Origin of the sequence: Bradyrhizobium ganzhouense (genome assembly GCF_049949285.1) — a bacterium.
GTDB classification, from domain to species: Bacteria; Pseudomonadota; Alphaproteobacteria; order Rhizobiales; family Xanthobacteraceae; genus Bradyrhizobium; species Bradyrhizobium ganzhouense.
Window position 1 is genome coordinate 6,541,688 of record NZ_CP181318.1, and the last position, 22,359, is coordinate 6,564,046.

Sequence of the window (22,359 nt, forward strand, 5' to 3'; positions counted from 1 at the left end):
GCGGGGAGAGGCGGCTCGCCGCGGGTCGATCCGGTTGATGAGTGCGATACTGCCTCCACATCGTCATTGCGAGCGCAGCGAAGCAATCCAGAATCTTTCCGCGGAGGGACTCTGGATTGCTTCGCTGCGCTCGCAATGACGAGGAGAGAGCTAGGCTCACTGCTCAGGCCGCGGCTCGGGCTGTGCCTCCTCGGTTGGCAGATTCGCATGCTCCCAGCCATCGGTCCCTTCGGGATACCAGGCGACGTTGGAATAGCCGTAAGCGAGCGCGCGCTTGGCGGCATTCCAGGACATCCAGCAATCGGCGAGGCAATAGATCACGAGCAGCGCGGCTTTGTCATTATGCGACGCTTGCACGAGACCGCGCTGGAAATAATCGTCCATCGCCGATGGCAGCGCGCCGTAGCCGGTGTCCGGCAGCCAGATGCTACCGGGAATGTTTTTTCGCGGCGCATCGCGCCATACCGTGCCTGCGGGAAGGTTCTTCGGCTTCGGGGCGCGCGGCAGCACGTCGATGAAGGCACCGCTCTTCGCGCGCCAGATCGCCTCGGTCTCCGCCGTCGTCAGCACGCGCGCGCCTTCCAGCGTCGCCGGCACCGGCGCGCGGTAATTGTCGGTGCGATAGCCCTCGGGCTCGAACGGCTCCTGCTGCTGCGCCAAAGCCGGCACCGCCAGCATGGCGGCGACGAGCGCAGCGGCAAGAGGCCGCTTCATGGCGCTTTCTTGGCCGTCTCCGCACCGAGCGGCCGGTCGTTTTCATCCAGCAGCGGCACACCGAAGTCGAGCAAGATCTTGTTGATCTCGCCCTGGTTCTCCTGGATCAGCTTGTTGAGCTGCCGCTTCCAGTTCTGGTCGGCGGCGCGCACGCCCATGCCGATGCGATAGACCAATTTTGGACCGGTGGTTTCCTTCACCAGCGGCGTCACGTGCAGCGAGCCGGCCTTCTTGGCGTAGTATCCCGCCATCGGCCCCCACAGCACGCCGGCGTCGATCTTGCCGGCAGCGAGGTCATCGATCATGGCCTGCGCCGAATTGTCGTAGCGCGTGTCGATCATCAATGGATAGGGCTTTGCATCGCCCATCAGCCCTGCGATTGCCATGTTGGTCGCCGGTGGCGTGCCGGCGACGATGCCGACATGCTTGCCTTTCAGCTTCGGGTCTTCGAGCGTGTCGACCTCCTCCAGTCCGCTGCCCGCTTTCGCAACCAGCGCGTACGACGTGCGATAATACGGATTGGTGCCTTGCACGAGGTCGTCGCCTTGCGGGAAGCCCATGATGACGTCGCAGCGATGCGCACCCAGCGTCATGCGCACGAAGCCCGTGGCCTGCGGGAAGAAGACGTAGTCGAGCTTCTTCTGAAGCTTGTCCGCGAACAGCTCGGCAAGCTTGTTCTCGATCCCCTCGCCCTTCTCGTTGGAGAACGGCAGATTGCGCGGATCGGCGCAGACGCGCAGCACCTTGGGGTCGACCAGCTCGAACGAGAGGTCACCACTATCGGTCGTCTGCGCGCGAGCGACGCCGCCGATCGCACAAGACGCCGCCATCACACACAGTGAAATCAACCAGCGACGATGTCGTCCGGCCTCCATCCCGCTTCCTCCTCATTTCATTCGAATGCTATCCATGCAACGCATGGACGCACCATGTTTTGCCAAACTTTGCGTTGGCTTGTTGTGCTGCAGTGCAATGCGGCAAACCCTGAACTGAGGCGGAAAAGTGTCGCATCTCACGTCAAAGATCGCAGCCCTGTCCCTGCTGGGACTCGCGACGCTAGCACGCGCGGGAGCGGCCGAATTGCCTGTGAGCGAAGTCGCACCGGGAATCTTCGTGCACTCCGGGACCATCGCCCTAATGACGCGCGAGAATGAGGGCGACATTGCCAATGTCGGCTTCATCGTCGGCGAGGATGCGGTGGCCGTGATCGATACCGGCGGCAGCCTTCGTGAAGGCGAGGCGCTGCTGGCCGCGGTGCGAGCCCGTACCAGCAAGCCGATCCGCTACGTCATCAACACCCACGGCCATCCCGACCATGTCTTCGGCAATGCGGCCTTTGTCGCTGAAGGAACCAGCTTCGTCGGCCACCGCAAACTGCCGCAGGCACTGGCCACGCGCGGGCCGTATTATCTCGATAATTTCCGGCGCATCATGGGCGGCGAACTGATCGATCCCGTGAAGATCGTGCCGGCCACTGTGCTGGTTAAGGACGTCATGACGCTCGATCTCGGATCGCGCCGGCTCACCTTGCGGGCATGGTCGGCCGCGCACAGCGACAATGACCTGACGGTGTTCGACGAGACGACCAGGACGCTGTTCGCGGGTGATCTGGTCTTTCTCCGCCACATTCCGGTGGTGGATGGCAGCATTCGCGGCTGGCTCGCTTTGCTAAGGGAGCTGGAGGCGGTTCCGGCGGTTCGCGTCGTTCCCGGTCACGGCCCTGTGAGCGATTGGCCCGCGGCACTCACCGATGAGCGGCGTTATCTCTCAACGCTGCTGTCGGACGTCCGTGCCTCGAACAAGAAGGGCGAGCCAATCCAAACCGCGGCGGAGAAGGCGGCCGCCACCGAGCGGTCGCATTGGGAACTATTCGACGACTACAACGCCCGCAACGCTACCGCAGCATTTTCTGAAATTGAATGGGAGTAGCGGGCGCGCTACCTTTGTTCGACAACTGCGTCGTCCGCACGGGACCTTGACCATGATGGGATGCACACGTCGCCTGCTCCTGATCGCCGCATCGCTCGGCATCGCCTTCGCGCTGCCGGCGAGCGCCGAGGAGGCCTACGATCCCTGGCCGGGCCTGGTGCAGGATATCTTCAACAACCGTCCGATGAACGACGGCAACGACGTCATCGCCATCGAGATGCCCTATCGCGCCGAGGACGCGGCCATCGTGCCGGTGACCTTGCGCAGCAAGCTGTCGCCGGGCGATGAGCGCCGCATCCGATCGATCACGCTGGTGATCGACCGCAACCCGGCGCCGATGGCCGCGAAATTCGAGCTTGGCGCGGATGCCAATGTTACCGAGATATCGACGCGCGTGCGCGTCAACAATTACACCGATGTGCATGCGGTCGCCGAGCTCAGCGACGGCCAGCTCTACGTCTCCAAGACCTATGTGAAGGCATCAGGCGGCTGCTCGGCACCGGCCGGCAAGAATGCCGAAGAGGCGCAGAATCGCCTTGGCCAGATGCGCTACCGGCAATTCGCGCGCCAGGAGGCGCCGGCGAGCCGCATCCGCGAAGCGCAGATCATGATCGGCCATCCCAACAATTCCGGCCTGCAGATGGATCAGGTCACGCAGCTCTATATTCCCGCCTTCTTCATCAACCAGCTGAAGCTGACGCAGGACGACAGCCCCGTGCTATCAATGGAGGGCGGCATCTCGATATCGGAAGATCCCAATCTGCGCTTCACCTATGTCTCCAGCGGCGCGAAGCGATTCCGCGCGGAGGCCAAGGACACGGACGGCCATGTGTTCCGGAATGAGTGGGACGTGGAGAAGCCGGGGACTTAGCGCGTGAGGCTTGCGCTGAAGCACCCTCTCCCCTTGCGGGAGAGGGTGGATCGCCGCGTAGCGGCGAGACGGGTGAGGGGTTTCTCTCCTCATATGAGCGCGCGGAGAGATACCCCTCATCCGGCGCTTCGCGCCACCTTCTCCCACAAGGGGAGAAGGGAAGGAAGCATCAGAAACACCTGACCTCGGCCTCAGCCTGCGCACGCCGCAAATCATTCACGGCCGAATTCGCCTGCTCTGATGTCCGGAACTGGGTGCCGAGATTGCCGCGAACCTGGGACATGCTGAGTGCGGTCTCGGCGGTGACATAGCGCTCGTAGCTGACAATCGAGGCGACCACGTCGATCGAGCAGGAGCATTGCTCGATTGCCTGCCGCGTCTCGCCATTGGCCTTCATGCAGCCATAGACATATTCCGCGCGCGCCGACGTCGGATAATCATTGGCCTCCTCGGCCCGCGCCGCGTAAGCGGTCGCCGCGAGCATGACCACAGCGGCGACAATCGGTCGTACCTGTCCCGCAAAACTCATGAGCGTCCTCCCGCTGGTTGCGATGGAAGCTATGCTATGCCTATTGTCCTGAAAAGCACTCAATCTGCGGAAATGGCTCACAAGGTGATGAGAGTTTTGGGACGAACATTGGCGCTCGCGATGATGCTGGCACTGACGCTGGGTACGTCGGCCCATGCCGCCGACACCATCCGCCTAGCGGTGCAGAAGACCGGAACGTTCTCCTGGGAACTGGCGACCATCCGCAACGCCGGGCTCGACAAGGAGGCCAATCTGGTACTGGAAGTCACCGAGCTTGCGAGCCCCGAGGCCGGCAAGATCGCGCTGCGCGCCGGCAATGCCGACATCATGTTGTCGGACTGGCTCTGGGTGTCGCGCGAGCGCGCGCTCGGCGCCAAGCTCACCTTCTATCCTTATTCCAGCGCGCTCGGCGCGGTGATGGTGCCCGCGGCCTCTCCGATCAAGACGCTTGCCGATCTGAAGGGCCGCAAGCTCGCCGTCGGTGGCGGTCCCATCGACAAGAGCTGGCTGCTGCTGCAGGCGCGGATGAAGCAGGACGGTATCGACCTGAAGTCGGAAGCGACGATCGTCTATGGCGCGCCGCCTCTGATCGCGGCCAAGACGCTCGACGGCGAGATGGATGCGAGCCTGAATTTCTGGAATTTCTGCGCCCAGCTCGAGGCCAAGGGTTTTCGGCGCCTCGCCGGCATCGAGGAGATTTTGCCGAAACTCGGCGCCAAGGGCGCAGTGTCCGCCGTCGGCTATGTCTTCGACGAGAGCTGGGCCGCGAGCCATCGTGACGCCGTGGCGCGTTTCATCGCCATGACCCGAAAGGCCAAGCAGCTGCTGGTCACCTCGGATGCAGCCTGGGACAAGATCGCCCCGCTCACCGGCGCGACCGATCCGGTCATGCTCAAGACCTATCGCGACCGCTATCGTGACGGCATTCCACGCCGAAACATCATCGATGAGGAAGCGGATGCGCGCGTGCTCTATCGCGTGCTGGCCGAGATCGGCGGCCGCGACCTGGTCGGTCCGGCGGCCGAGCTCGATCCCGGCACGTTCTATCACGCGGTCCCTGGAGATTGAGGTGCTGCGCCTTCTGTCGATTGCCCTGCTGCTTGCGATCTGGTGGACCGCCGCGCTGTTCGTCGGAGGCGCAAAGCTGCCCTCCCCGCCCGCCGTGCTCAATGTCATTATCGCGGAAGCGTCAAGCGGCGCACTGTTTCTGCATCTCGGTGCGACGCTGGCGCGCGTCGCGCTCGCCTTCGTGCTGGCGATGTCGCTCGGCAGCGCCATCGGTTATCTGATGGGGCGGATCAAGCTCGCCGACCGGCTCGGCGATCCCTGGCTGATCCTGCTGCTCAACCTGCCGGCCTTGGTGGTGATCGTGCTGGCCTATGTCTGGGCCGGGCTCACCGAGGCCGCGGCAATCGCTGCCATCGCCATCAACAAGCTGCCGACGGCGGTCGTCACCTTGCGCGAGGGCACGCGGGCACTCGATCGTTCGCTCGACGAGATGGCGACCGTGTTCGCGATGCCGCGCTGGCGCGCCTTTCGCCATGTCGTACTGCCGCAGCTTGCCCCCTATATCGCGGCCTCCGCCCGCTCCGGCCTGTCGCTGGTATGGAAGATCGTGCTGGTCGCCGAGTTGCTGGGGCGGCCGAATGGCGTTGGCTTCGAGATCGGCGTTGCCTTCCAGCTATTCGACACGCCGCGGCTGCTCGCTTATTCCCTGACATTTGCCGCGGTCGTACTCGTTATCGAGACGGCGCTCGTGCAGCCGTTCGAGGCCCGCGCAACGCGGTGGCGACCCCGTGCGGCTTGAGGTCGAGATCACAGGCAAGACGTTCAAAAGCGCTGCGGGCGAAACGCACGCGGTGCTGGCGCCGGTCAAGTTCGCACTTCAATCCGGTGAGGTCGGCGTGCTGATCGGGCCGTCCGGCTGCGGCAAGAGCACGATGCTGCGCATCATCCTCGGGCTCGATCGTGACTTTGAGGGGCACATCGCGCGTCCGCCGGAGGCGCGGATCGGCATGGTATTCCAGGAGCCACGGCTGTTGCCGTGGCGCTCGGTCGAGCAGAATGTGCGGCTCGCTGCGCCCGGGATCAGCGACGCAAAACTGTCCGAGCTGTTCAGGATCCTCGAGTTGGAGGCGCATCGCAGCCACTTCCCCGGCGAATTGTCGCTGGGGCTGGCCCGCCGCGTCGCACTCGCCCGCGCCTTCGCGGTCGAGCCGGACTTTCTCGTGCTCGACGAGCCCCTGGCCTCGCTCGACGACGCGCTGGCCGGCCGTTTGCGCGACGAGATCGCGACGCTGGTCGCCAGCCGGCCCGTCACGACGCTGCTCGTGACGCACAGCCTGGACGATGCGGTGCGCCTCGGCGACCGCCTGTTCTTCCTGTCGCCGCGCCCGGCGCGCATTCTGGACGAGGTTCCCATCGGCATCCCGCGCGAGGTACGCGGCGACGCCTCGATTGCCGCGATCAAGGCCGGGCTTGCGCGGCGAGCCCAGGATGAACAGAACGGCGAACGCGCCGGGCGCGATGTCTCATAGGCAGCCGCGCGGCGCATGTGCTAAACAGGCCGGCAGCGGAGCCTGACGATGAGACGAACGGTTGCTCTGACGACGCTTGGCTTCGCGCTCGTCGCGACCATGGCGAGCGCCCAGGACATGATGCGCGACGTCGACCTCACCTCACCCGCCATGGTCTCCGCTGAAATGAGCCGGCAGGAGGTCGAGGCCGTGCTGGCCAAAGCAAGCGCCAGCGCGCCCGCCGACTTCACCGGCATGCGGTTGTCGGGGCTCGATCTCTCGGGGCTCGACCTTTCCAGGGCGGTGCTTCGCGCGGCACGGCTGAACAAGACAAAACTCGGCGGCGCCCGTCTTGATCGAGCGATCCTCGATCAGGCGTGGCTTCTCGACGCGGATCTCACGGGCGCGAGCCTGAAGGGCGCCAACCTGTTCGCCACCCAGATGGCGCGCGTTCACCTCGACGGCGCTGATTTATCCGGCGCGCGCATTGCAGCTGATCTCAACGGCGCGAGCCTGGTCGGCGCCTCGATCGCCGACGCGCATCTCGGCGCCGACATGCGCAACCAGTCGATGGGTTTGATGCGCGCCGTGCTGCGATCGGCCAATCTGGAACGGTTGAACGCGCACAACGCCGACCTGTCGCGCGTCGATCTCGAGTTTGCCTCCCTCAAGGGCGCCGACCTGACCGGGGCGTCACTGAAGAACGCCCAGCTCGGCGGCGCCGACCTGACCGGGGCGACCGTCGTCGACACCGATTTCGAGGGCGCCGATCTCACCTCGGCCAGGCTGATTGCACCGATCGGCCTTGACCGCGCCAAGAATTTCGACAAGGCAAAGAACCGCGAGCGCCTGATCAGACAATAACGGCGTCGCCTTGAGAGGACGATTTTTGGGAGGACGATTTGATGCGTTGGGGTCTGGTGTTGATCGCGTTGCTGGCGTTTGCCGGCGAAGCAGCCGCGCAGAGCAAAGGCAAAGGCATCCGGCTCTGGAATTTGACGAGCGAGACGATCTCCGGCTTCCAGCTCGCGCCTGTTGGCAAGACCGACTGGGGTCCGAACCAGTGCCTGAACGACAAGGACAAGGAGGTCGACCACGACGAGCGGCTGCGCATCACCGGCGTCGAGCCCGGCCGCTACGACGCCAAGGTCAGCTACCCCAATTCACGGCAGTGCGTCGTGCGCGACATCGAGATCAAGGCCGATGCGGTGTTCTCGATCGCCGACAAGGATCTGAAGGACTGCACCAAGTAGCGCTACACTTCACGCCTTGTCGTTTGGATGCGGGTATTCACAGCGCCAGCGCACGGCCTGCCACTTCGGGTGCTCGCCGACCCATTGCGCGATATAGGGCGGCGCGGCCATCGCGCATTGCGTCGGCGACCCCGCATAGTTGAACACAATATGCTGCTCCTCGCAGGTCGCAGGCGAGAGCACCGCGCACACAGTCACCACCAGGTCGATCGGATTCATGCCGGGATCCTCGCGCAGGAAGCGATTAAGTCTAGCAGAAGGGATACGTCCCGAGGAGCCGGAAGTTTCAATCCGGCGTGAGGGATGCGCTGGAACCTGCTCTGCTAGAAGTTAATCCCGAACACCAAGCGCGCCTGGTGGCGCTCGAAATTGACGAGATCGAGATTGGCCCCCGATCCGGCCGGCCGACCCCAGGCCTGCGTGCTCCAACTCAAGGTGAGTCGTGATTGCTCAGAGAGCTGGAAGTACGCGGTCGGCCCAACGAACAGGGCTTGCCCTGAGAACTCGCCGAGTCCGATGCCCTCGTATTGGCGGAAGTAGCGCATCTCGCCGCCGAGCAGCACGTTTGGGCTGACGCGCACCATGCCGGCGAAGGCGGCGCCGATGGTGGAGCTCTTCTCGGACAACCCGCTCACCTCGAAGCGCGTCCATTCCGGCTGGTAGATCAAATTGAGCGCGCCGATCGCAAAATTTGGGATCAACTCGCGATCGAACGCGAGCGTCAAGTCGGTGCCGTACATCCGTCCCTTGGCGCCGCTGACTTCATCGATGCGGTCGCCATGGGTCTCGGCGGCGATCGTCATCCCGAACGGGGCGCTCTCGCGGTCGAGCAGGCGATAACGTAGGTCGAGCGAGAGGCCCTGGAAGTTGAACTGGCGGCGATCGTCGATATCAGGGACGCCGGTGATGTCATGCAGCGTCGCGGTGCTGCCGACCTCGACGCGAAAATTGGGCAGCGGCACGATTTCGATCTCGACTTCCTGGCCGAGGGCGCGATAGGTGCCACCGCCCTTGCCGAAGCGTCCCGTCGTCTGGGTCTGGAATTCGCGCTCGCCGGGATTGCCGATATCGCTGCCGATCATGAAGCCGAAGATGTGTTCGGTGTCGAAGCCCTCTTCGGCCCTGGCGCACAGTGGCACGAGCGTGAGCGTACACGCGACCGCCGTCCAGATTGTATGGGCTCCAATGCGCATCACGAACACTACCACGGCTTCGACGGTATTCGCCATCGAAGCCGCGGCAGGTCGTTCAGTCTTACTTGCGCGCAGCGCAGGCGTACATGTTGATTTCCATGCCGACCGGCACTTCCACGATCTTCGGAGCTTTCCAAGCCATTCGGGGTCTCCCCAAGTATTGAGCGCGACATCGCGCCGGGCAAAACCTAGGGCTGCGTCAGCAACCGCGCAAGTCTGGAATCGGACCGAGAACACAGCGAACGGTCGCGCGGTGCGCGTACAGTTCACTCTCGGACAAATCGCCTTCGCTCCCAGTCAAGCGCGGCTGTTCTCAACGCAACAACCGCAGCAGTGCGCGACCCGCGCGCGAGTTCAACTCCTTCGCATCCAGCGTTCCATCCTTGTCGGGATTCGCCGCGTTGAAGCGCTGCTCCACCACGGCAAGATATTCGTCGAGTGTCAGCGTCCCGTCGTGATCGGGGTCTGCAGCGGCGAGTTCTTTCGCTGTTAACCGTCCGCGCAATTCACGCATGTCGAGCGTCCCATCATGGTCGGGATCGAGCTTTGCGAACAGCGCGGCGGCCGCCTTCTTCACCTCGGCCAGATCGAGCGTGCCGTCATTATCGGTGTCGAACATCTTGACGGCACCGGCGGATGCCGACCAGGCCGGACCGGAGAGCACAGCGAGCGTGAGCGCAAGCGCAACTGAGCGACGCGATATCATTTTGACCTCCCTGACCATGAGCCCCGATTCGCGGGGGATCGCGACAGCATAAGTCCGCAAGCCGGCCCCGGTTCAAGCCGAATTGCGATGCCACGACCGCGACGGAACCGGTCGCACCAGAATTCTCGCGCTGCGCGAATCTTCGCACCGTGGAAATTGGTGCAGCGCATTCGCGCAAGACGAGTAAAATTCTTCGAGGATTACCGCATCAAGCCTGGCATCTGGCGTCCAAACTATCGGCAGCGCGCTTCCGACTTTCGTATTGACGGGTTTTGCTTTCGAGTGGAGTGTTGCAATCGCAGCGTCAAAAGGCGCGCATATTGGGAGGAACGGATGAAACGCTTTGCGATGGCCGCGAGCCTCGTCATATCCGCATGCTCGGTTGCGAGCGCGCAGACGACCGATCAACTGGTCAAAGGCGCAACCGATACGTCGAACGTTCTCAATTACGGGATGGGCTACAATCTCCAGCGCTTCTCGACGCTGAACCAGGTCAACAAGGACACCGTCAAGAACCTCGTCCCGGTCTGGAATTACTCCTTCAACGACGATCGCAGCGAGGAATCGCAGCCGCTGGTCTACCAGGGCGTGATCTACGTGACCTCCCACAACGCGACCATGGCGGTCGACGCCAAGACCGGCAAGCAGATCTGGAAATCCAAGATCGAATATCCAGCCGAGACGCCGCGCATCGTCTGCTGCGGCATCATCAATCGCGGCGGCGCGCTCTACGAGGGCAAGCTGTTCCGCACCACGCTCGACGCCAACGTGATCGCGATCGACGCCAAGGACGGCAAGGAGCTGTGGCGGCAGAAGGCAGCCGACATCAAGGAAGGCTATTCGATGACGGTGGCTCCGCTGGTCGCCGACGGTGTCGTCATCACCGGCATCTCCGGCGCCGAGTTCGGCACCCGCGGCTTCATCGACGGCTGGGATCCGGCAACGGGCAAGCATCTCTGGCGCACCCACTCGGTCCCCGCGCCGGATGAGCCCGGCGGCGACACCTGGAAGGGTGACACCTGGAAGCTTGGCGGCGGCTCGACCTGGATCACGGGCTCTTATGATCCCGAGCTGAACACGGTCTATTGGGGCATCGGCAATCCCGGCCCGTTCAACGCGGCTGTGCGGCCCGGCGACAATCTCTACACCTGCTCCGTGCTGGCGATGGATCCGAAGACCGGCAAGATCAAGTGGCACTACCAGTTCTCGCCGAACAATCCGTTCGACTATGACGCAGTTGCCGAGATGGTGCTTGCCGACATGAACGTCGAGGGCAAGCCCACAAAGGTGCTGATGGACGCCAACCGCAACGGCTTCTTCTACGTGCTCGACCGCACCAACGGAAAGCTGCTCGCGGCCAATCCTTACGTGAAGGTGAATTGGGCAACCGGCGTCGATCTGAAGACAGGGCGGCCGATCGAGACCGATGTCGTCGCCGGCGCACGCGAGGGCAAGAAGGTCACCGTCTATCCGTCGATCCTCGGCGGCAAGAACTGGGAGCCGATGTCGTTCAACCCGCAGACCGGCCTTGCCTACGCCAACACGCTCGCGTTCGGCGGCAGGTACAAGTCGGAGCCGGCCACCTTCAAGCAGGGTGAATGGTATCTCGGCATGGACCTGACCGATCCCTGGGAATGGGGTGACGGCGCGCGCGGCCATCTGAAGGCGATCGATCCGATGACGGGCAAGGCGAAGTGGGAGGCGGCAAGCGACATCCCGCGCTTCTCCGGCGTGCTGTCGACCGCGGGCGGCGTCGTGTTCACGGGTGCGCTGACCGGTGAGTTCGAGGCCTTTGACGCTGACACCGGCAAGAAGCTCTGGCAATTCCAGACCGGCTCCGGCATCGAGGGACAGCCGGTGACCTGGCAGCAGGACGGCGTGCAGTATATCGCCGTCACCAGCGGCTATGGCGGCGTCTACTCGCTGTTCTCCGGCGACGAGCGACTGGCCAAGGTGCCGCCCGGCGGCTCGCTGTGGGTCTTTGCGGTGAAGCAGTAGCGGCAAGACACGTTGAGAGACACATCTCACAAGACGGTGGCGATCCTCGCCACCGTCGCGGTGCTGACGGTCGCGCTTGCGGCGACCGTACGTGCCGCGGATGATCCGAATGGCAATCCGCTGCAGGCGCAGATCGACCACGGCAAGTCGACCTATGCCGAAAAATGCTCGCACTGCCACGGCCCCAACATGATGAATTCCGGCACCATCACGCCGGACCTGCGCGCCTTTCCCGACGACCAAACGCGCTTCGTCACCACCGTGAAGAACGGCAAGAACAACAAGATGCCACCGTGGGGCGACATTTTAAGCGACGACGAGATCGGAAATCTCTGGGCCTTCATCTCGAGCCGGAGGAAGCCATGAGAGGCCGGCTGGCAGCACTCGGCCTCGCCATCGTGCTCGCGGGCCCAGTGACAGCGGCGTGGGCGGCAGATCCCCTGAGCATCTGTCTCGACGAGGACCGGCCGCCGCTCTCGGCGCATCACCGTGGCAAACCGGACTCGGGCTTCGACGTCCTGCTGGCGCAAGCGATCGCAGACCGGATGGGACGTCCGCTCAGGATCCAGTGGTTCGAAAGCAAGCTGGACGAGGATTCGAGCCCGCAGCTCGAGGCCAATGCGCTGCTGTCCGATGGCCGCTGCTCGCTGATTGGCGGCTACGCGCTGACGACGGATTCCCTCGTCAAGCCCGGCCTGAAGACGGCGCGCTTGCCGGATTTCGCGGGCGCCACGCGCGACGACCGGCGCCGCCGCGTCGCTCTCGGCGTCCTCGCGCCGAGCCGGCCTTACATCTATTCACCGATGACGGTGGTGCTCGGGCCGAAGGCACAGGGCCGCAAGATCGGCGATATCGGCGACCTCGCGGGTCTTCGCCTCGCGATCGAAAGCGGATCGCTCGGCGACGCTATCCTGATGACGTTCGACAAGGGACGGCTGATCGACAACATCACCCACCTCGTGCCCGCCCGCGAGGACCTCCTGGGCGCGCTCGATCGCGGCGATTATGATGCGACCTTGATCGATCTCGCGCGCTACGACGCCCACCGCGCCGCGCATCCCGACACGGCGATATCAGCCTCCGGCTATTACTATCCGATCGGGGCCAATCGCGGCTATGTCGGGCTTGGCAGCGATCCTGCCTTGATCGAGGCCGTCAACAAGGCGCTGACGGATCTTGCGGCCGAGGGCAAGATCGCCGAATTCGGCAAGCAAGCCGGCCTGACCTATCTGCCGCCGCGCGAGCCGGCGATCCTCGGCGACGTCTGGACCAAGATCATTCAGCGGTGAGCGCTCTCGTCATTCCGCGGCGCCTGCAGGGCGAGCCCGGAATCCATTTTGCTCCAGCACATGCGGCTCGGTGGATTCCGGGCCTGCGTGCTGCGCACGCATCCCGGAATGATGGAGGAGGCGGCTCGCGATCGAACGCCGCGGCTTTGAATCGCCCGGCAGCACCGGCGCCCGCGGCGTCTGCATTGGAGCGGAATGCTGTGTAACGCGGCGCTGAGCCGCTCTCGTGGCTAGCGGGCCTAGTTCTGGTCCACGGCAACAGCGCCCTGTTGCCCCTTGTGGATCGAAGACGGCACCACACCGAAATATTTCCGGAACACGCGGCTGAAATGCGATGAGCTGGAGAAGCCCCAGGAGAATGCGACATCGGTGATGGTCTTGCCGCCGTGCGCCTCGAGCTCCTGGCGGCAGTTCTGGAGGCGTGCCTGCCAGATGTAATCGCTCACCGTGGTGCCGCGCTCCGAGAATAGCATGTGCAGATAGCGCTTGGAGCAGCCGAGCTCGGCGGAGATCTGGTCGATGCACAGATCGGGATCGCGCAAGTGCTCGCGAATGAAAAATTGGGCACGCACATACATCGCCTCAGGCCCGACCCGATCGAACATCGTGTCGGCTTCGCGCAGCGGCAGCAGCAACAGGTCGATCAGCGAATCGGCAACACCGACCGCGCTGTTGGCCGACAGCTTCGCCGCCTCGTCGAACGTGGCATGGACGAAATCATGGGCGATCCGCCCCGTCCCCGTCTTCGCCGACAACTTGCAGGCCGGCATGCGCTGCGACGGGAAGCCGCGATCGCGCAGCAGCGCCTTCGGCACGATCACCACGTCGTGGCGCGTGAAGGCGGGACTGACGATCAGATGCGGGCATGAGACGTCATAGGCGATGATGTCGCCAGGGTTCAGCTCGATGTGGCGGCCTTCCTGCTCGAAATAGGACACGCCATATGTCTGGAAGTGAATTTTGATGTACGGGTGTTCATTGGCCTTGGCGCGCGCCAGCGTGTGCGCGATGCGATGCTGGCTGACCTCGATCTGACAAAGCTTCAGGCGCGAGACGCTGGTGTAGTCGATGCGCCCTTCGAGCGAGGATGCTTCCAGCGGATCGACATCGAAGTGCCCGCACAGACTCGTCAGCCCGTCGATCCAGCTCTGGATCTGTCGCTTCGGCGTCAGTCCGGTCGTCGAGAGCGTGTGAATTGTGTCGGACATTAATCCAGCCACTGGTGATACCCGGAGATTCGACGCGAATCGCGGCAAGCGCCTGCTGGAGCCTCAGCCATGATTGCGTGACGTTTACCTCAAATTTGGGCGGTCTTTTGAAACGAGCGCCATCGTTCCTTCGCCACTCTTGAACGTTAATCCTCCGCCTTAGTTGCACCGCCGTCAAGGGGAACCTGATCGTTGCACGCGGCACCGGGCCGCACGGAAGCCGCTGAATTCGCTACTGCAAAATCAAAAACTTTGTCTCCGTGCGCTGTCGAGCAAAGCGGGTTCACTCTTGGGCAAGTTTCCCGTTGACGAAGTCGTTAGGGATTGCGGCAGGAACAAAAAGAACGGGCCGCTCCTGCACGTGGACCCGTAGCTCTCATCGGAGGAGGAGACAGCACAGCATCGTTTCTGGTCCCCAACGTGACCGCCCTGCACGAGCAGACGCCGGACGAGAAGCCCGGTGATTGAGCAATGCTTCGGAAACAATAAACGAGACCAACGGAGGAATGACTATGCGCAAGGTACTACTGGCGACCTTTCTTGGATCCGCGGCGGCTCTCGCCGTCGGCAGCGCGTCAGCCAACGACGAGCTGAACAAGATGTCGCAGAACCCGAAAGACTGGGTGATGCCGACAGGCGACTATGCCAATACCCGCTACTCCAAGCTCAACCAGATCAACGCACAAAATGTCGGCAAGCTCCAGGTTGCCTGGACCTTCTCGACCGGCGTGCTGCGCGGCCACGAAGGCGGCCCGCTGATCATCGGCAACATGATGTACGTCCATACGCCGTTCCCGAACAAGGTCTACGCCATTGACCTTTCCAACGAGAACAAGATCGTCTGGAAGTACGAGCCGAAGCAGGATCCGAACGTCATCCCGGTGATGTGCTGCGATACGGTTAACCGCGGCCTGTCTTACGGCGACGGCAAGATCTTCCTGCATCAGGCCGACACGACCCTGGTCGCGCTCGACGCCAAGTCCGGTCAGGTTGCATGGACCGCCAAGAACGGCGATCCCAGCAAGGGCGAGACCGGCACTTCGGCACCGATGGTCGTCAAGGACAAGGTGCTAGTCGGCATCTCCGGCGGCGAGTTTGGCGTTCAGGCCCACATGACCGCCTACGACATCAAGACCGGCAAGGTCGCCTGGCGCGGCTATTCGGAAGGCCCGGATGACCAGATCCTGGTCGACGACAAGACCACCGCACTCGGCAAGCCGGTCGGCAAGGATTCCAGCTTGAAGACCTGGCAAGGCGATCAGTGGAAGATCGGCGGAGGCGCGACCTGGGGCTGGATCTCCTACGATCCCGAGCTGAACCTCGTCTATTACGGGTCGGGCAACCCCTCGACCTGGAATCCGAAGCAGCGTCCCGGTGACAACAAATGGTCGATGACGATCTGGGCACGTAACCCGGACACCGGCGTCGCCAAATGGGTCTACCAGATGACGCCGCATGACGAATGGGACTATGACGGCGTCAACGAGATGATCCTGTCGGATCAGTCGATCAACGGCCAGCCGCGCAAGCTGCTGACACACTTCGATCGTAACGGTCTCGGCTACACGCTCGATCGCACCAACGGCGAACTGCTGGTTGCCGAAAAGTACGATCCGAAGGTGAACTGGACCTCCGGCGTCGACATGGACAAGAACTCCGCCACCTATGGCCGTCCGAAGGTGCTCGACGCAGCTTCGACCGACAAGGCCGGCGAAGATCACAACGTGAAGGGCATCTGCCCGGCCGCGCTCGGCACCAAGGACGAGCAGCCGGCGGCCTACTCGCCCGACACGCAGCTGTTCTACGTTCCGACCAACCACGTCTGCATGGACTACGAACCGTTCAAGGTGAGTTACACCGCGGGCCAGCCCTATGTGGGCGCGACGCTCTCGATGTATCCGCCGCAGGGCGATACCCATATGGGTAACTTCATCGCCTGGGACGGCAAGACCGGCAAGATCGTCTGGTCGAACAAGGAGCAGTTCTCGGTCTGGTCGGGTGCGCTCGCAACCGCCGGCGGCGTGGTGTTCTACGGCACGCTCGAAGGCTACCTGAAGGCAGTCGACGCCAAGACCGGCAAGGAGCTCTACAAGTTCAAGACTCCTTCCGGCATCATCGGCAACGTCACCACCTACGAGAACGGCGGCAAGCAGTATGTCGCAGTGCTCTCCGGCGTGGGCGGCTGGGCCGGCATCGGTCTGGCAGCTGGCCTGACTGATCCGACCGCAGGTCTCGGTGCAGTCGGTGGCTACGCCGCGCTCAGCAACTACACGGCACTCGGCGGTACGCTGACCGTGTTCTCGCTGCCCGCGAACTAGCCTTACCTCCGTATCGCTCCGGCGCGTGGATCAACTCCACGCGCCGGCTCGTCTCCACCTGATGCCTTCGAGGAACACCTCTTGCGTAAAATCTGCTCTGTCATTGCTGCGATGATCTTCGTTGCGTCCGGAGGAATTGCTGTCGCGGACGGCTCGGGCGACCCGACCGCCGTCAAGCAGAACGAAACTGGCGAATGGCTCGATAAGGAGGGTAACCCGACCTACAAGATCAACGGCGACTCCGTCGACTGGTACACCTATTCCGGATACCGCCGCTATCACTCGGACTGCCATGTGTGTCATGGCCCGGATGGCATGGGCTCGACCTACGCGCCCGCACTGAAGGATTCGCTCAAGACGATGAGCTATGCCGATTTTCTCGGCGTCGTCGCCTCGGGCCGCAAGAACATCTCCACCGCCGCAGAAAACGTGATGCCGGCCTTCGGAGATAACCCGAACGTCGCCTGCTACATGGACGATCTCTACGTCTATCTGCGCGCCCGCTCCGACGAGGCCTGGGGTCGCGCCCGCCCCGGCAAGCATGAGGACAAGAACGACGCCTATACCAAGAATGAAGACTCGTGCATGGGCAAGAAGTGAACGTTTGGGGCCCGGCTGAGACTCAAGTCTCGGCGCCCTGCGAGAATTTGAGGAGTTACCGATGAAGACACGTGCCGCCGTCGCTTTTGAAGCCAAGAAACCACTCGAGATCGTCGAAGTCGATCTGGAAGGACCGAAGGCCGGCGAAGTCCTGGTCGAGATCAAGGCAACGGGCATCTGCCATACCGACGCCTACACGCTCGACGGTCTCGACAGCGAAGGAATCTTCCCGTCGATCCTCGGCCATGAGGGCGCCGGCATCATCCGCGAGATCGGTGCGGGCGTGACCTCCGTGAAGCCGGGCGATCACGTCATTCCGCTCTACACGCCGGAATGCCGCCAGTGTAAAAGCTGTCTGAGCCAGAAGACCAATCTCTGCACCGCGATCCGCGCGACGCAGGGCAAGGGCGTGATGCCCGACGGCACCAGCCGCTTCTCCTACAAGGGCAAGCCGATCTATCACTATATGGGCTGCTCGACCTTCTCCAACTTCACGGTGCTGCCCGAGATCGCGGTGGCGAAGATCCGCGAGGACGCCCCCTTCGACAAGAGCTGCTATATCGGCTGTGGCGTCACCACCGGCGTCGGCGCCGTCGTCAACACCGCCAAGGTCGAGCCGGGCTCCAACGTCGTCGTGTTCGGCCTCGGCGGCATCGGGTTGAACGTGATCCAGGGCGCCAAGATGGCCGGCGCCGACAAGATCATCGGCGTCGACGTCAACGACTCCAAGGAGGAATGGGGCCGCCGGTTCGGCATGACCGACTTCGTCAACCCGAAGAAGATCACCGGCGACATCGTCCCGCATCTGGTCACCCTGACCGACGGTGGTGCCGACTACACGTTCGACTGCACCGGCAACACCACGGTGATGCGCCAGGCGCTGGAAGCCTGCCATCGCGGCTGGGGCACCTCGATCATCATCGGCGTCGCCGAAGCCGGCAAGGAGATCGCAACCCGTCCGTTCCAGCTCGTCACCGGCCGCAACTGGCGCGGCACCGCCTTCGGCGGCGCCCGTGGCCGCACCGACGTGCCGAAGATCGTCGACTGGTACATGAACGGAAAGATCCAGATCGATCCAATGATCACCCACACGCTCAAGCTCGAAGACATCAACAAGGGCTTCGACCTGATGCACGAGGGTAAATCCATTCGTTCAGTCGTCGTGTTCTAGCTCGCAAGCGTCACACCCAAGGAGGATCGACTCATGACTGCACTCCATCCCTCGATCGACAACGGTATCAAACAAGGCACCGGCCACTTTGCCGGCGGCACACTCGCCTGCAAATGCAAGGACCATCAGGTCAAGGTCGGCATCAAGGGCGACGTGGCGCACAACCACGCCTGCGGCTGCACCAAGTGCTGGAAGCCGGAGGGCGCGAACTTCTCTGTGGTCGCGGTGGTGCCGCGCCAGAATCTCACCGTGCTCGAGAACGGCGACAAGCTCCAGATCGTCGACGCCTCGGCGGTGATCCAGCGTCACGCCTGCAAGGCTTGCGGCACGCACATGTATGGCCGCATCGAGAACAAGAACCACCCGTTCTACGGTCTCGATTTCATCCATCCGGAGCTGTTCCAGGAGCAGGGCTCGCAGGCGCCGCAATTCGCCGCCTTCGTCTCCTCTGTGATCGAATCGGGCGTGAAGCCTGAGCAGATGGCCGGCATCCGGTCGCGGCTGAAGGAAATCGGCCTCGAGCCCTATGACTGCCTGTCGCCGGCGCTGATGGACGCGATCGCGACCCACGTTGCGAAAGCCAAGGCCGCCTGAACAGGGCCGTCCAGACGTTGGCCACGCCTCTCTCCGCTCGCTGGCCGCAACCGCCGCCAGCGAGCCGGACAGGTGTGGCTCTCGAATGATTGCGGCCAATGTTGCCGCCTGTGCACTTTGCGTATGCAAGCGCGTTCCGCTCCTCAGTCCTGGTCTCTGAATGACTGCGCAGTGCCGCCTCCTTCGTTCTTGAAGTCAGCGTCCTGCGTTTCTCCCTCCCTCGACTGAGGCATCCTGCTTCGTCCGCGCAGTCCCTCTGGCGGACGAAGCCTTTTTTCACTTCGAATCTCATTTTGTAGTTGCACAAAACGCGCGACGTCTTGCCGCGCCCTGCTTTTGACAAATCACGGATGCAATCTCACGTCGAGAACACCCGGCTGTGAATACCGCCGCGATCCGATCTCTGATACGATCGCGGCGTGACGATGCCGCGCGAACTTCAATCAACTAAGAACAAAACGGGAGGTATCGAGCACATCCGGACATTGCGATTCGCTTTCCTGCCCCCTGCCGGGATCTGCCCGCGCGGGACAACGGGCCGGAGTGCGGCCGCGACGGCGCACCGACCATGGTGCCGACCGACGTCGACAAACCCAAATCGGCAAAGCTTATGAAGAGCGAGGGACGATCATGATCAAGGTGAAGATCAACGGCCAGGAACAGAGCTGGGACGGCGACCCGGATCTCCCGCTACTCTGGTTCCTGCGCGACGAGGCCGGGCTCACCGGCACCAAGTTCGGCTGTGGCCAGGCCCTGTGCGGCGCCTGCACCGTCATCGTCGACAAGGAGGCGGTGCGCTCCTGCATCACCTCGATCAACGACGTCGCCGGGCGCGAGGTCACCACGATCGAGGGGCTGCATCCCGATGGCGATCATCCCGTCCAGAAGGCATGGCGCCAGGTCAACGTTCCCCAATGCGGCTTCTGCCAGGCCGGCCAGATCATGCAGGCCGCCGCACTGCTGATGGACAACCCAAAACCTTCGCACGACCAGATCCGCGAGGCGATGTCCGGCAACATCTGCCGCTGCGGCTGCTACCAGCGCATCGAGAACGCCGTCCACCTCGCATCGACGGGAGTGTGACATGAATTTCATCGACAATCCCCGGAAGCTTCGTGGCTTCGAAAAGAATCTGAAGGTCGAGAAGGTCTCGCGCCGCAGCATCCTGAAGGGGCTCGGCGTCACCGGCGGCTTCGTGCTCGCCGCCCCCGTGATGTCGCGCCAGGCCTTCGCCTATGAGACCGGCGCCGGCAAGATGCCGCATGGCGTCGTGGTCGATCCACGCGTCTTCGTCGCGGTCGCGCCCGACGGCACCGTCACCATCCTCGCCCACCGTTCCGAGATGGGCACCGGCGTGCGCACCAGCCTGCCGCTGATCGTGGCCGAGGAAATGGAGGCCGACTGGTCCAAGGTGAAGGTGCAACAGGCCCATGGCGACGAGGTCAAGTTCGGCAATCAGGACACCGACGGCTCGCGCAGCACGCGACACTATTTGATTCCGATGCGCCAGATCGGCGCCTCCGCCCGCACCATGCTGGAGCAGGCCGCCGCAAAACGCTGGGGCGTTCCGGCGACCGAGGTGAAGGCGGTCAATCACGAGGTCGTCCACAGCGCCAGCGGACGCAAGCTCGGCTTCGGCGAACTCGCGGCCGACGCCGCCAAGGAATCGGTGCCGAGCATCGAAGGCCTCAAGCTGAAGGACCCCAAGGACTTCCGCTATCTGACCAAGGGCCAGGTCGGCATCGTCGATCTCCACGACATCACCACCGGCAAGGCCGGCTACGGCGCGGATGTGCGTCTGCCCGGCATGAAGTACGCCGTGATCGCGCGGCCGCCGGTCACCGGCGGCAAGCTCGTCTCGTTCGACCCGGCTGAGGCGATGAAGATCTCCGGCGTCGAGAAGGTGATGCAGGTCCGCGGTTGGCCGTGGCCCTCGAAGTTCCAGCCGCTTGGCGGCGTCGCGGTGATCGCGCGCAACACCGGCGCTGCGATCAAGGGCCGCGATGCGCTGAAGCTCGTCTGGGACGACGGTGCCAACGGCAAATACGACTCGGTCGCCTACCGCAAGGAGCTCGAGGAGGCCTCGCGCAAGCCGGGCCTCGTCGTGCGCCAGGAGGGCGACGCGGACGCCGCGCTGAAGGCCGCCGCCAAGGTCGTGATCGGCGAATATTACCTGCCGCATCTGGCCCATGTCAGCATGGAGCCACCGGTCGCGGTCGCCGACGTCAAGGGCGACAAGGCGGAAATCTGGGCGCCGGTGCAGAGCCCCGGCGGCACGCGCGAGGATGTCGCCAAGACGCTCGGCATCCCCGAGGGAAATGTCACCGTCAACGTCACGCTGCTCGGCGGCGGCTTCGGCCGCAAGTCGAAATGCGACTTCGCGCTCGAGGCCGCGCTGCTGTCGAAGGAGCTGGGCGCGCCGGTGAAGGTGCAATGGACCCGTGAGGACGACCTCCATCACGACTTCCTGCACACCGTCTCGGTCGAACGCATCGAGGCGGGGCTCGACAAGGACGGCAAGGTGATCGCCTGGCGTCATCGCAGCGTGGCGCCCACCATCGCCTCGACCTTCGCCGCCGGGGCCAATCACGCAGCAGCGTTCGAGCTCGGCATGGGCCTCGTCGACATGCCGTTCGAGATCGCCAATATCTCCTGCGAGAACCCGGAAGCTGCCGCGTTCACCCGCATCGGCTGGTTCCGTTCGGTCTCGAACATCCCGCGCGCCTTTGCGGTGCAGTCGATGGTCGGCGAGATCGCGAACGCGACCGGCCGCGACCAGAAGGAGACGTTGCTTGCCCTGATCGGCAGCCCCCGCATCGTCAAGCCAGCGGTGAAAGATCTCTGGAACTACGGCGAGCCCTATGACAGCTACCCGATCGATACCGCGCGCCTGCGCAAGGTGGTCGAGTTGGTCGCCGAGAAGGGCGAATGGGGCCGTCAGGTGCCGAAGGGCCACGGCCTCGGCATCGCCGTGCACCGCAGCTTCGTCAGCTACATCGCGACCATCGTCGAGGTGGCCGTCGACGACAAGGGCAAGCTGACTGTGCCGCGGGTCGACACTGCGATCGACTGCGGCACCTATGTCAACCCCGAGCGCATCGCCTCACAGATCGAGGGCGCCGCGATCATGGGCCTGAGCCTCGCCAAGTATGGCGCGGTCACCTTCAAGGACGGCAAGGTCGAGCAGAAGAATTTTGACGACTTCCAGGTCATCAGGATGGACGAGGCCCCGCTGATGACCAACGTCTACATCGTGCCGCCCGGACCCGACACGCCGCCGAGCGGCGTCGGCGAGCCCGGCGTGCCGCCGTTCGCACCGGCGCTGATGAACGCGATCTTCGCCGCGACCGGCAAGCGCATCCGCGCGTTGCCGATCGGCAAGCAGTTGGAGGCTTGAGGCGCGCTCGCAGGCGTTTGCCAGCCGATGTGCCCTCTCCCCTTGTGGGAGAGGGTGGCGGCCGCGGCTCGCG

Annotated in this window: 24 protein-coding genes; 16 read left to right on the forward strand and 8 right to left on the reverse strand. The window is 63.6% G+C overall.

Annotated features, from left to right (window positions below):
- Nucleotides 1-156: 156 nt before the first annotated feature.
- Both ACLFLU_RS30250 and ACLFLU_RS30255 read right to left on the reverse strand, forming a co-directional pair.
- Entirely contained in the window at nucleotides 157-714 is a 558-nt protein-coding gene (locus ACLFLU_RS30250; protein WP_426408390.1) for a PQQ-dependent catabolism-associated CXXCW motif protein, read from the reverse strand.
- Nucleotides 711-1,589: a substrate-binding domain-containing protein gene (locus tag ACLFLU_RS30255; RefSeq protein ID WP_426408391.1), complete on the reverse strand. Its 879-nt coding sequence runs from the start codon at nucleotides 1,587-1,589 to the stop codon at nucleotides 711-713. The genes ACLFLU_RS30250 and ACLFLU_RS30255 overlap by 4 nt, the downstream gene beginning before the upstream one ends.
- Before the next feature lie 127 nt (nucleotides 1,590-1,716).
- On the opposite strand from ACLFLU_RS30255, the gene ACLFLU_RS30260 reads away from it, so the two are divergent.
- Complete coding sequence (locus ACLFLU_RS30260; protein ID WP_426408392.1) at nucleotides 1,717-2,643, forward strand: quinoprotein relay system zinc metallohydrolase 2; 927 nt, start codon at nucleotides 1,717-1,719, stop codon at nucleotides 2,641-2,643.
- Between the two features lie 52 nt (nucleotides 2,644-2,695).
- Complete coding sequence (locus ACLFLU_RS30265; protein WP_426408393.1) at nucleotides 2,696-3,514, forward strand: quinoprotein dehydrogenase-associated SoxYZ-like carrier; 819 nt, start codon at nucleotides 2,696-2,698, stop codon at nucleotides 3,512-3,514.
- A 169-nt stretch (nucleotides 3,515-3,683) separates the two neighbouring features.
- On the opposite strand, the gene ACLFLU_RS30270 is transcribed toward ACLFLU_RS30265, so the two are convergent.
- The gene (locus ACLFLU_RS30270; RefSeq protein WP_426408394.1) at nucleotides 3,684-4,043 is read right to left on the reverse strand and encodes a hypothetical protein; all 360 of its coding nucleotides are present in this window, start codon (nucleotides 4,041-4,043) and stop codon (nucleotides 3,684-3,686) included.
- Between the two features lie 87 nt (nucleotides 4,044-4,130).
- Between ACLFLU_RS30270 and ACLFLU_RS30275 the strand changes: the two genes are divergently transcribed.
- From ACLFLU_RS30275 to ACLFLU_RS30295, 5 genes are read left to right on the forward strand one after another with little or no spacing between them, the layout of a single operon-like run.
- On the forward strand, nucleotides 4,131-5,111 hold the full coding sequence (locus ACLFLU_RS30275; RefSeq protein WP_426408395.1) for an ABC transporter substrate-binding protein: 981 nt from the start codon (nucleotides 4,131-4,133) through the stop codon (nucleotides 5,109-5,111).
- 1 nt (nucleotide 5,112) lies between these two features.
- The gene (locus ACLFLU_RS30280; RefSeq protein ID WP_426408396.1) at nucleotides 5,113-5,850 is read left to right on the forward strand and encodes an ABC transporter permease; all 738 of its coding nucleotides are present in this window, start codon (nucleotides 5,113-5,115) and stop codon (nucleotides 5,848-5,850) included.
- Nucleotides 5,840-6,580, forward strand: a complete 741-nt coding sequence (locus tag ACLFLU_RS30285) for an ABC transporter ATP-binding protein (RefSeq protein WP_426408397.1) — start codon at nucleotides 5,840-5,842, stop codon at nucleotides 6,578-6,580. The genes ACLFLU_RS30280 and ACLFLU_RS30285 overlap by 11 nt, the downstream gene beginning before the upstream one ends.
- 48 nt (nucleotides 6,581-6,628) lie before the next feature.
- On the forward strand, nucleotides 6,629-7,423 hold the full coding sequence (locus ACLFLU_RS30290; protein WP_426408398.1) for a pentapeptide repeat-containing protein: 795 nt from the start codon (nucleotides 6,629-6,631) through the stop codon (nucleotides 7,421-7,423).
- Between the two features lie 41 nt (nucleotides 7,424-7,464).
- Nucleotides 7,465-7,812 carry a hypothetical protein gene (locus ACLFLU_RS30295; RefSeq protein ID WP_426408399.1) on the forward strand — a complete coding sequence of 116 codons (348 nt, stop codon included), beginning with the start codon at nucleotides 7,465-7,467 and terminating at the stop codon, nucleotides 7,810-7,812.
- Between the two features lie 9 nt (nucleotides 7,813-7,821).
- On the opposite strand, the gene ACLFLU_RS30300 is transcribed toward ACLFLU_RS30295, so the two are convergent.
- From ACLFLU_RS30300 to ACLFLU_RS30315, 4 genes are all read right to left on the reverse strand, one after another.
- A complete protein-coding gene (locus ACLFLU_RS30300) occupies nucleotides 7,822-8,031 on the reverse strand; it encodes a hypothetical protein (RefSeq protein WP_212235236.1) in 210 nt (69 codons plus the stop codon).
- A gap of 104 nt (nucleotides 8,032-8,135) precedes the next feature.
- Nucleotides 8,136-9,041: a hypothetical protein gene (locus ACLFLU_RS30305; protein ID WP_426408400.1), complete on the reverse strand. Its 906-nt coding sequence runs from the start codon at nucleotides 9,039-9,041 to the stop codon at nucleotides 8,136-8,138.
- Between the two features lie 25 nt (nucleotides 9,042-9,066).
- Nucleotides 9,067-9,147 carry a pyrroloquinoline quinone precursor peptide PqqA gene (gene pqqA, locus ACLFLU_RS30310; RefSeq protein WP_012029362.1) on the reverse strand — a complete coding sequence of 27 codons (81 nt, stop codon included), beginning with the start codon at nucleotides 9,145-9,147 and terminating at the stop codon, nucleotides 9,067-9,069.
- Between the two features lie 171 nt (nucleotides 9,148-9,318).
- Nucleotides 9,319-9,711 carry a calcium-binding protein gene (locus ACLFLU_RS30315; RefSeq protein ID WP_426408401.1) on the reverse strand — a complete coding sequence of 131 codons (393 nt, stop codon included), beginning with the start codon at nucleotides 9,709-9,711 and terminating at the stop codon, nucleotides 9,319-9,321.
- 333 nt (nucleotides 9,712-10,044) lie between these two features.
- Between ACLFLU_RS30315 and ACLFLU_RS30320 the strand changes: the two genes are divergently transcribed.
- The 3 genes from ACLFLU_RS30320 to ACLFLU_RS30330 are packed head-to-tail and all read left to right on the forward strand — an operon-like array spanning nucleotide 10,045 to nucleotide 12,998.
- Nucleotides 10,045-11,709, forward strand: coding sequence for a methanol/ethanol family PQQ-dependent dehydrogenase (locus tag ACLFLU_RS30320; protein ID WP_426408402.1), 1,665 nt, complete (start codon nucleotides 10,045-10,047; stop codon nucleotides 11,707-11,709).
- Between the two features lie 12 nt (nucleotides 11,710-11,721).
- Nucleotides 11,722-12,075, forward strand: a complete 354-nt coding sequence (locus ACLFLU_RS30325) for a c-type cytochrome (protein ID WP_426408403.1) — start codon at nucleotides 11,722-11,724, stop codon at nucleotides 12,073-12,075.
- The gene (locus ACLFLU_RS30330) at nucleotides 12,072-12,998 is read left to right on the forward strand and encodes a substrate-binding periplasmic protein (RefSeq protein ID WP_426408404.1); all 927 of its coding nucleotides are present in this window, start codon (nucleotides 12,072-12,074) and stop codon (nucleotides 12,996-12,998) included. The genes ACLFLU_RS30325 and ACLFLU_RS30330 overlap by 4 nt, the downstream gene beginning before the upstream one ends.
- A 239-nt stretch (nucleotides 12,999-13,237) precedes the next feature.
- Here ACLFLU_RS30330 and ACLFLU_RS30335 read toward each other — a convergent pair whose 3' ends face one another.
- Nucleotides 13,238-14,206, reverse strand: a complete 969-nt coding sequence (locus ACLFLU_RS30335) for a helix-turn-helix domain-containing protein (protein ID WP_426408405.1) — start codon at nucleotides 14,204-14,206, stop codon at nucleotides 13,238-13,240.
- Nucleotides 14,207-14,718: 512 nt separating this feature from the next.
- Here ACLFLU_RS30335 and xoxF5 point away from each other — a divergent pair.
- The 6 genes from xoxF5 (at nucleotide 14,719) to ACLFLU_RS30365 (ending at nucleotide 22,286) form a co-directional block, all read left to right on the forward strand.
- On the forward strand, nucleotides 14,719-16,524 hold the full coding sequence (gene xoxF5 / locus ACLFLU_RS30340) for a lanthanide-dependent methanol dehydrogenase XoxF5 (protein ID WP_426408406.1): 1,806 nt from the start codon (nucleotides 14,719-14,721) through the stop codon (nucleotides 16,522-16,524).
- Between the two features lie 111 nt (nucleotides 16,525-16,635).
- Complete coding sequence (locus ACLFLU_RS30345) at nucleotides 16,636-17,124, forward strand: c-type cytochrome, methanol metabolism-related (RefSeq protein WP_426414104.1); 489 nt, start codon at nucleotides 16,636-16,638, stop codon at nucleotides 17,122-17,124.
- Nucleotides 17,125-17,185: 61 nt separating this feature from the next.
- Nucleotides 17,186-18,295 (forward strand): S-(hydroxymethyl)glutathione dehydrogenase/class III alcohol dehydrogenase, encoded by a 1,110-nt coding sequence (locus ACLFLU_RS30350; RefSeq protein WP_200472900.1) that lies wholly within the window; start codon nucleotides 17,186-17,188, stop codon nucleotides 18,293-18,295.
- Between the two features lie 33 nt (nucleotides 18,296-18,328).
- The gene (gfa, locus tag ACLFLU_RS30355) at nucleotides 18,329-18,889 is read left to right on the forward strand and encodes an S-(hydroxymethyl)glutathione synthase (RefSeq protein ID WP_426408407.1); all 561 of its coding nucleotides are present in this window, start codon (nucleotides 18,329-18,331) and stop codon (nucleotides 18,887-18,889) included.
- A 630-nt stretch (nucleotides 18,890-19,519) separates the two neighbouring features.
- Nucleotides 19,520-19,972 carry a (2Fe-2S)-binding protein gene (locus ACLFLU_RS30360; protein ID WP_128950514.1) on the forward strand — a complete coding sequence of 151 codons (453 nt, stop codon included), beginning with the start codon at nucleotides 19,520-19,522 and terminating at the stop codon, nucleotides 19,970-19,972.
- A gap of 1 nt (nucleotide 19,973) precedes the next feature.
- Nucleotides 19,974-22,286 (forward strand): molybdopterin cofactor-binding domain-containing protein, encoded by a 2,313-nt coding sequence (locus tag ACLFLU_RS30365; protein WP_426408408.1) that lies wholly within the window; start codon nucleotides 19,974-19,976, stop codon nucleotides 22,284-22,286.
- Nucleotides 22,287-22,359: the final 73 nt, after the last annotated feature.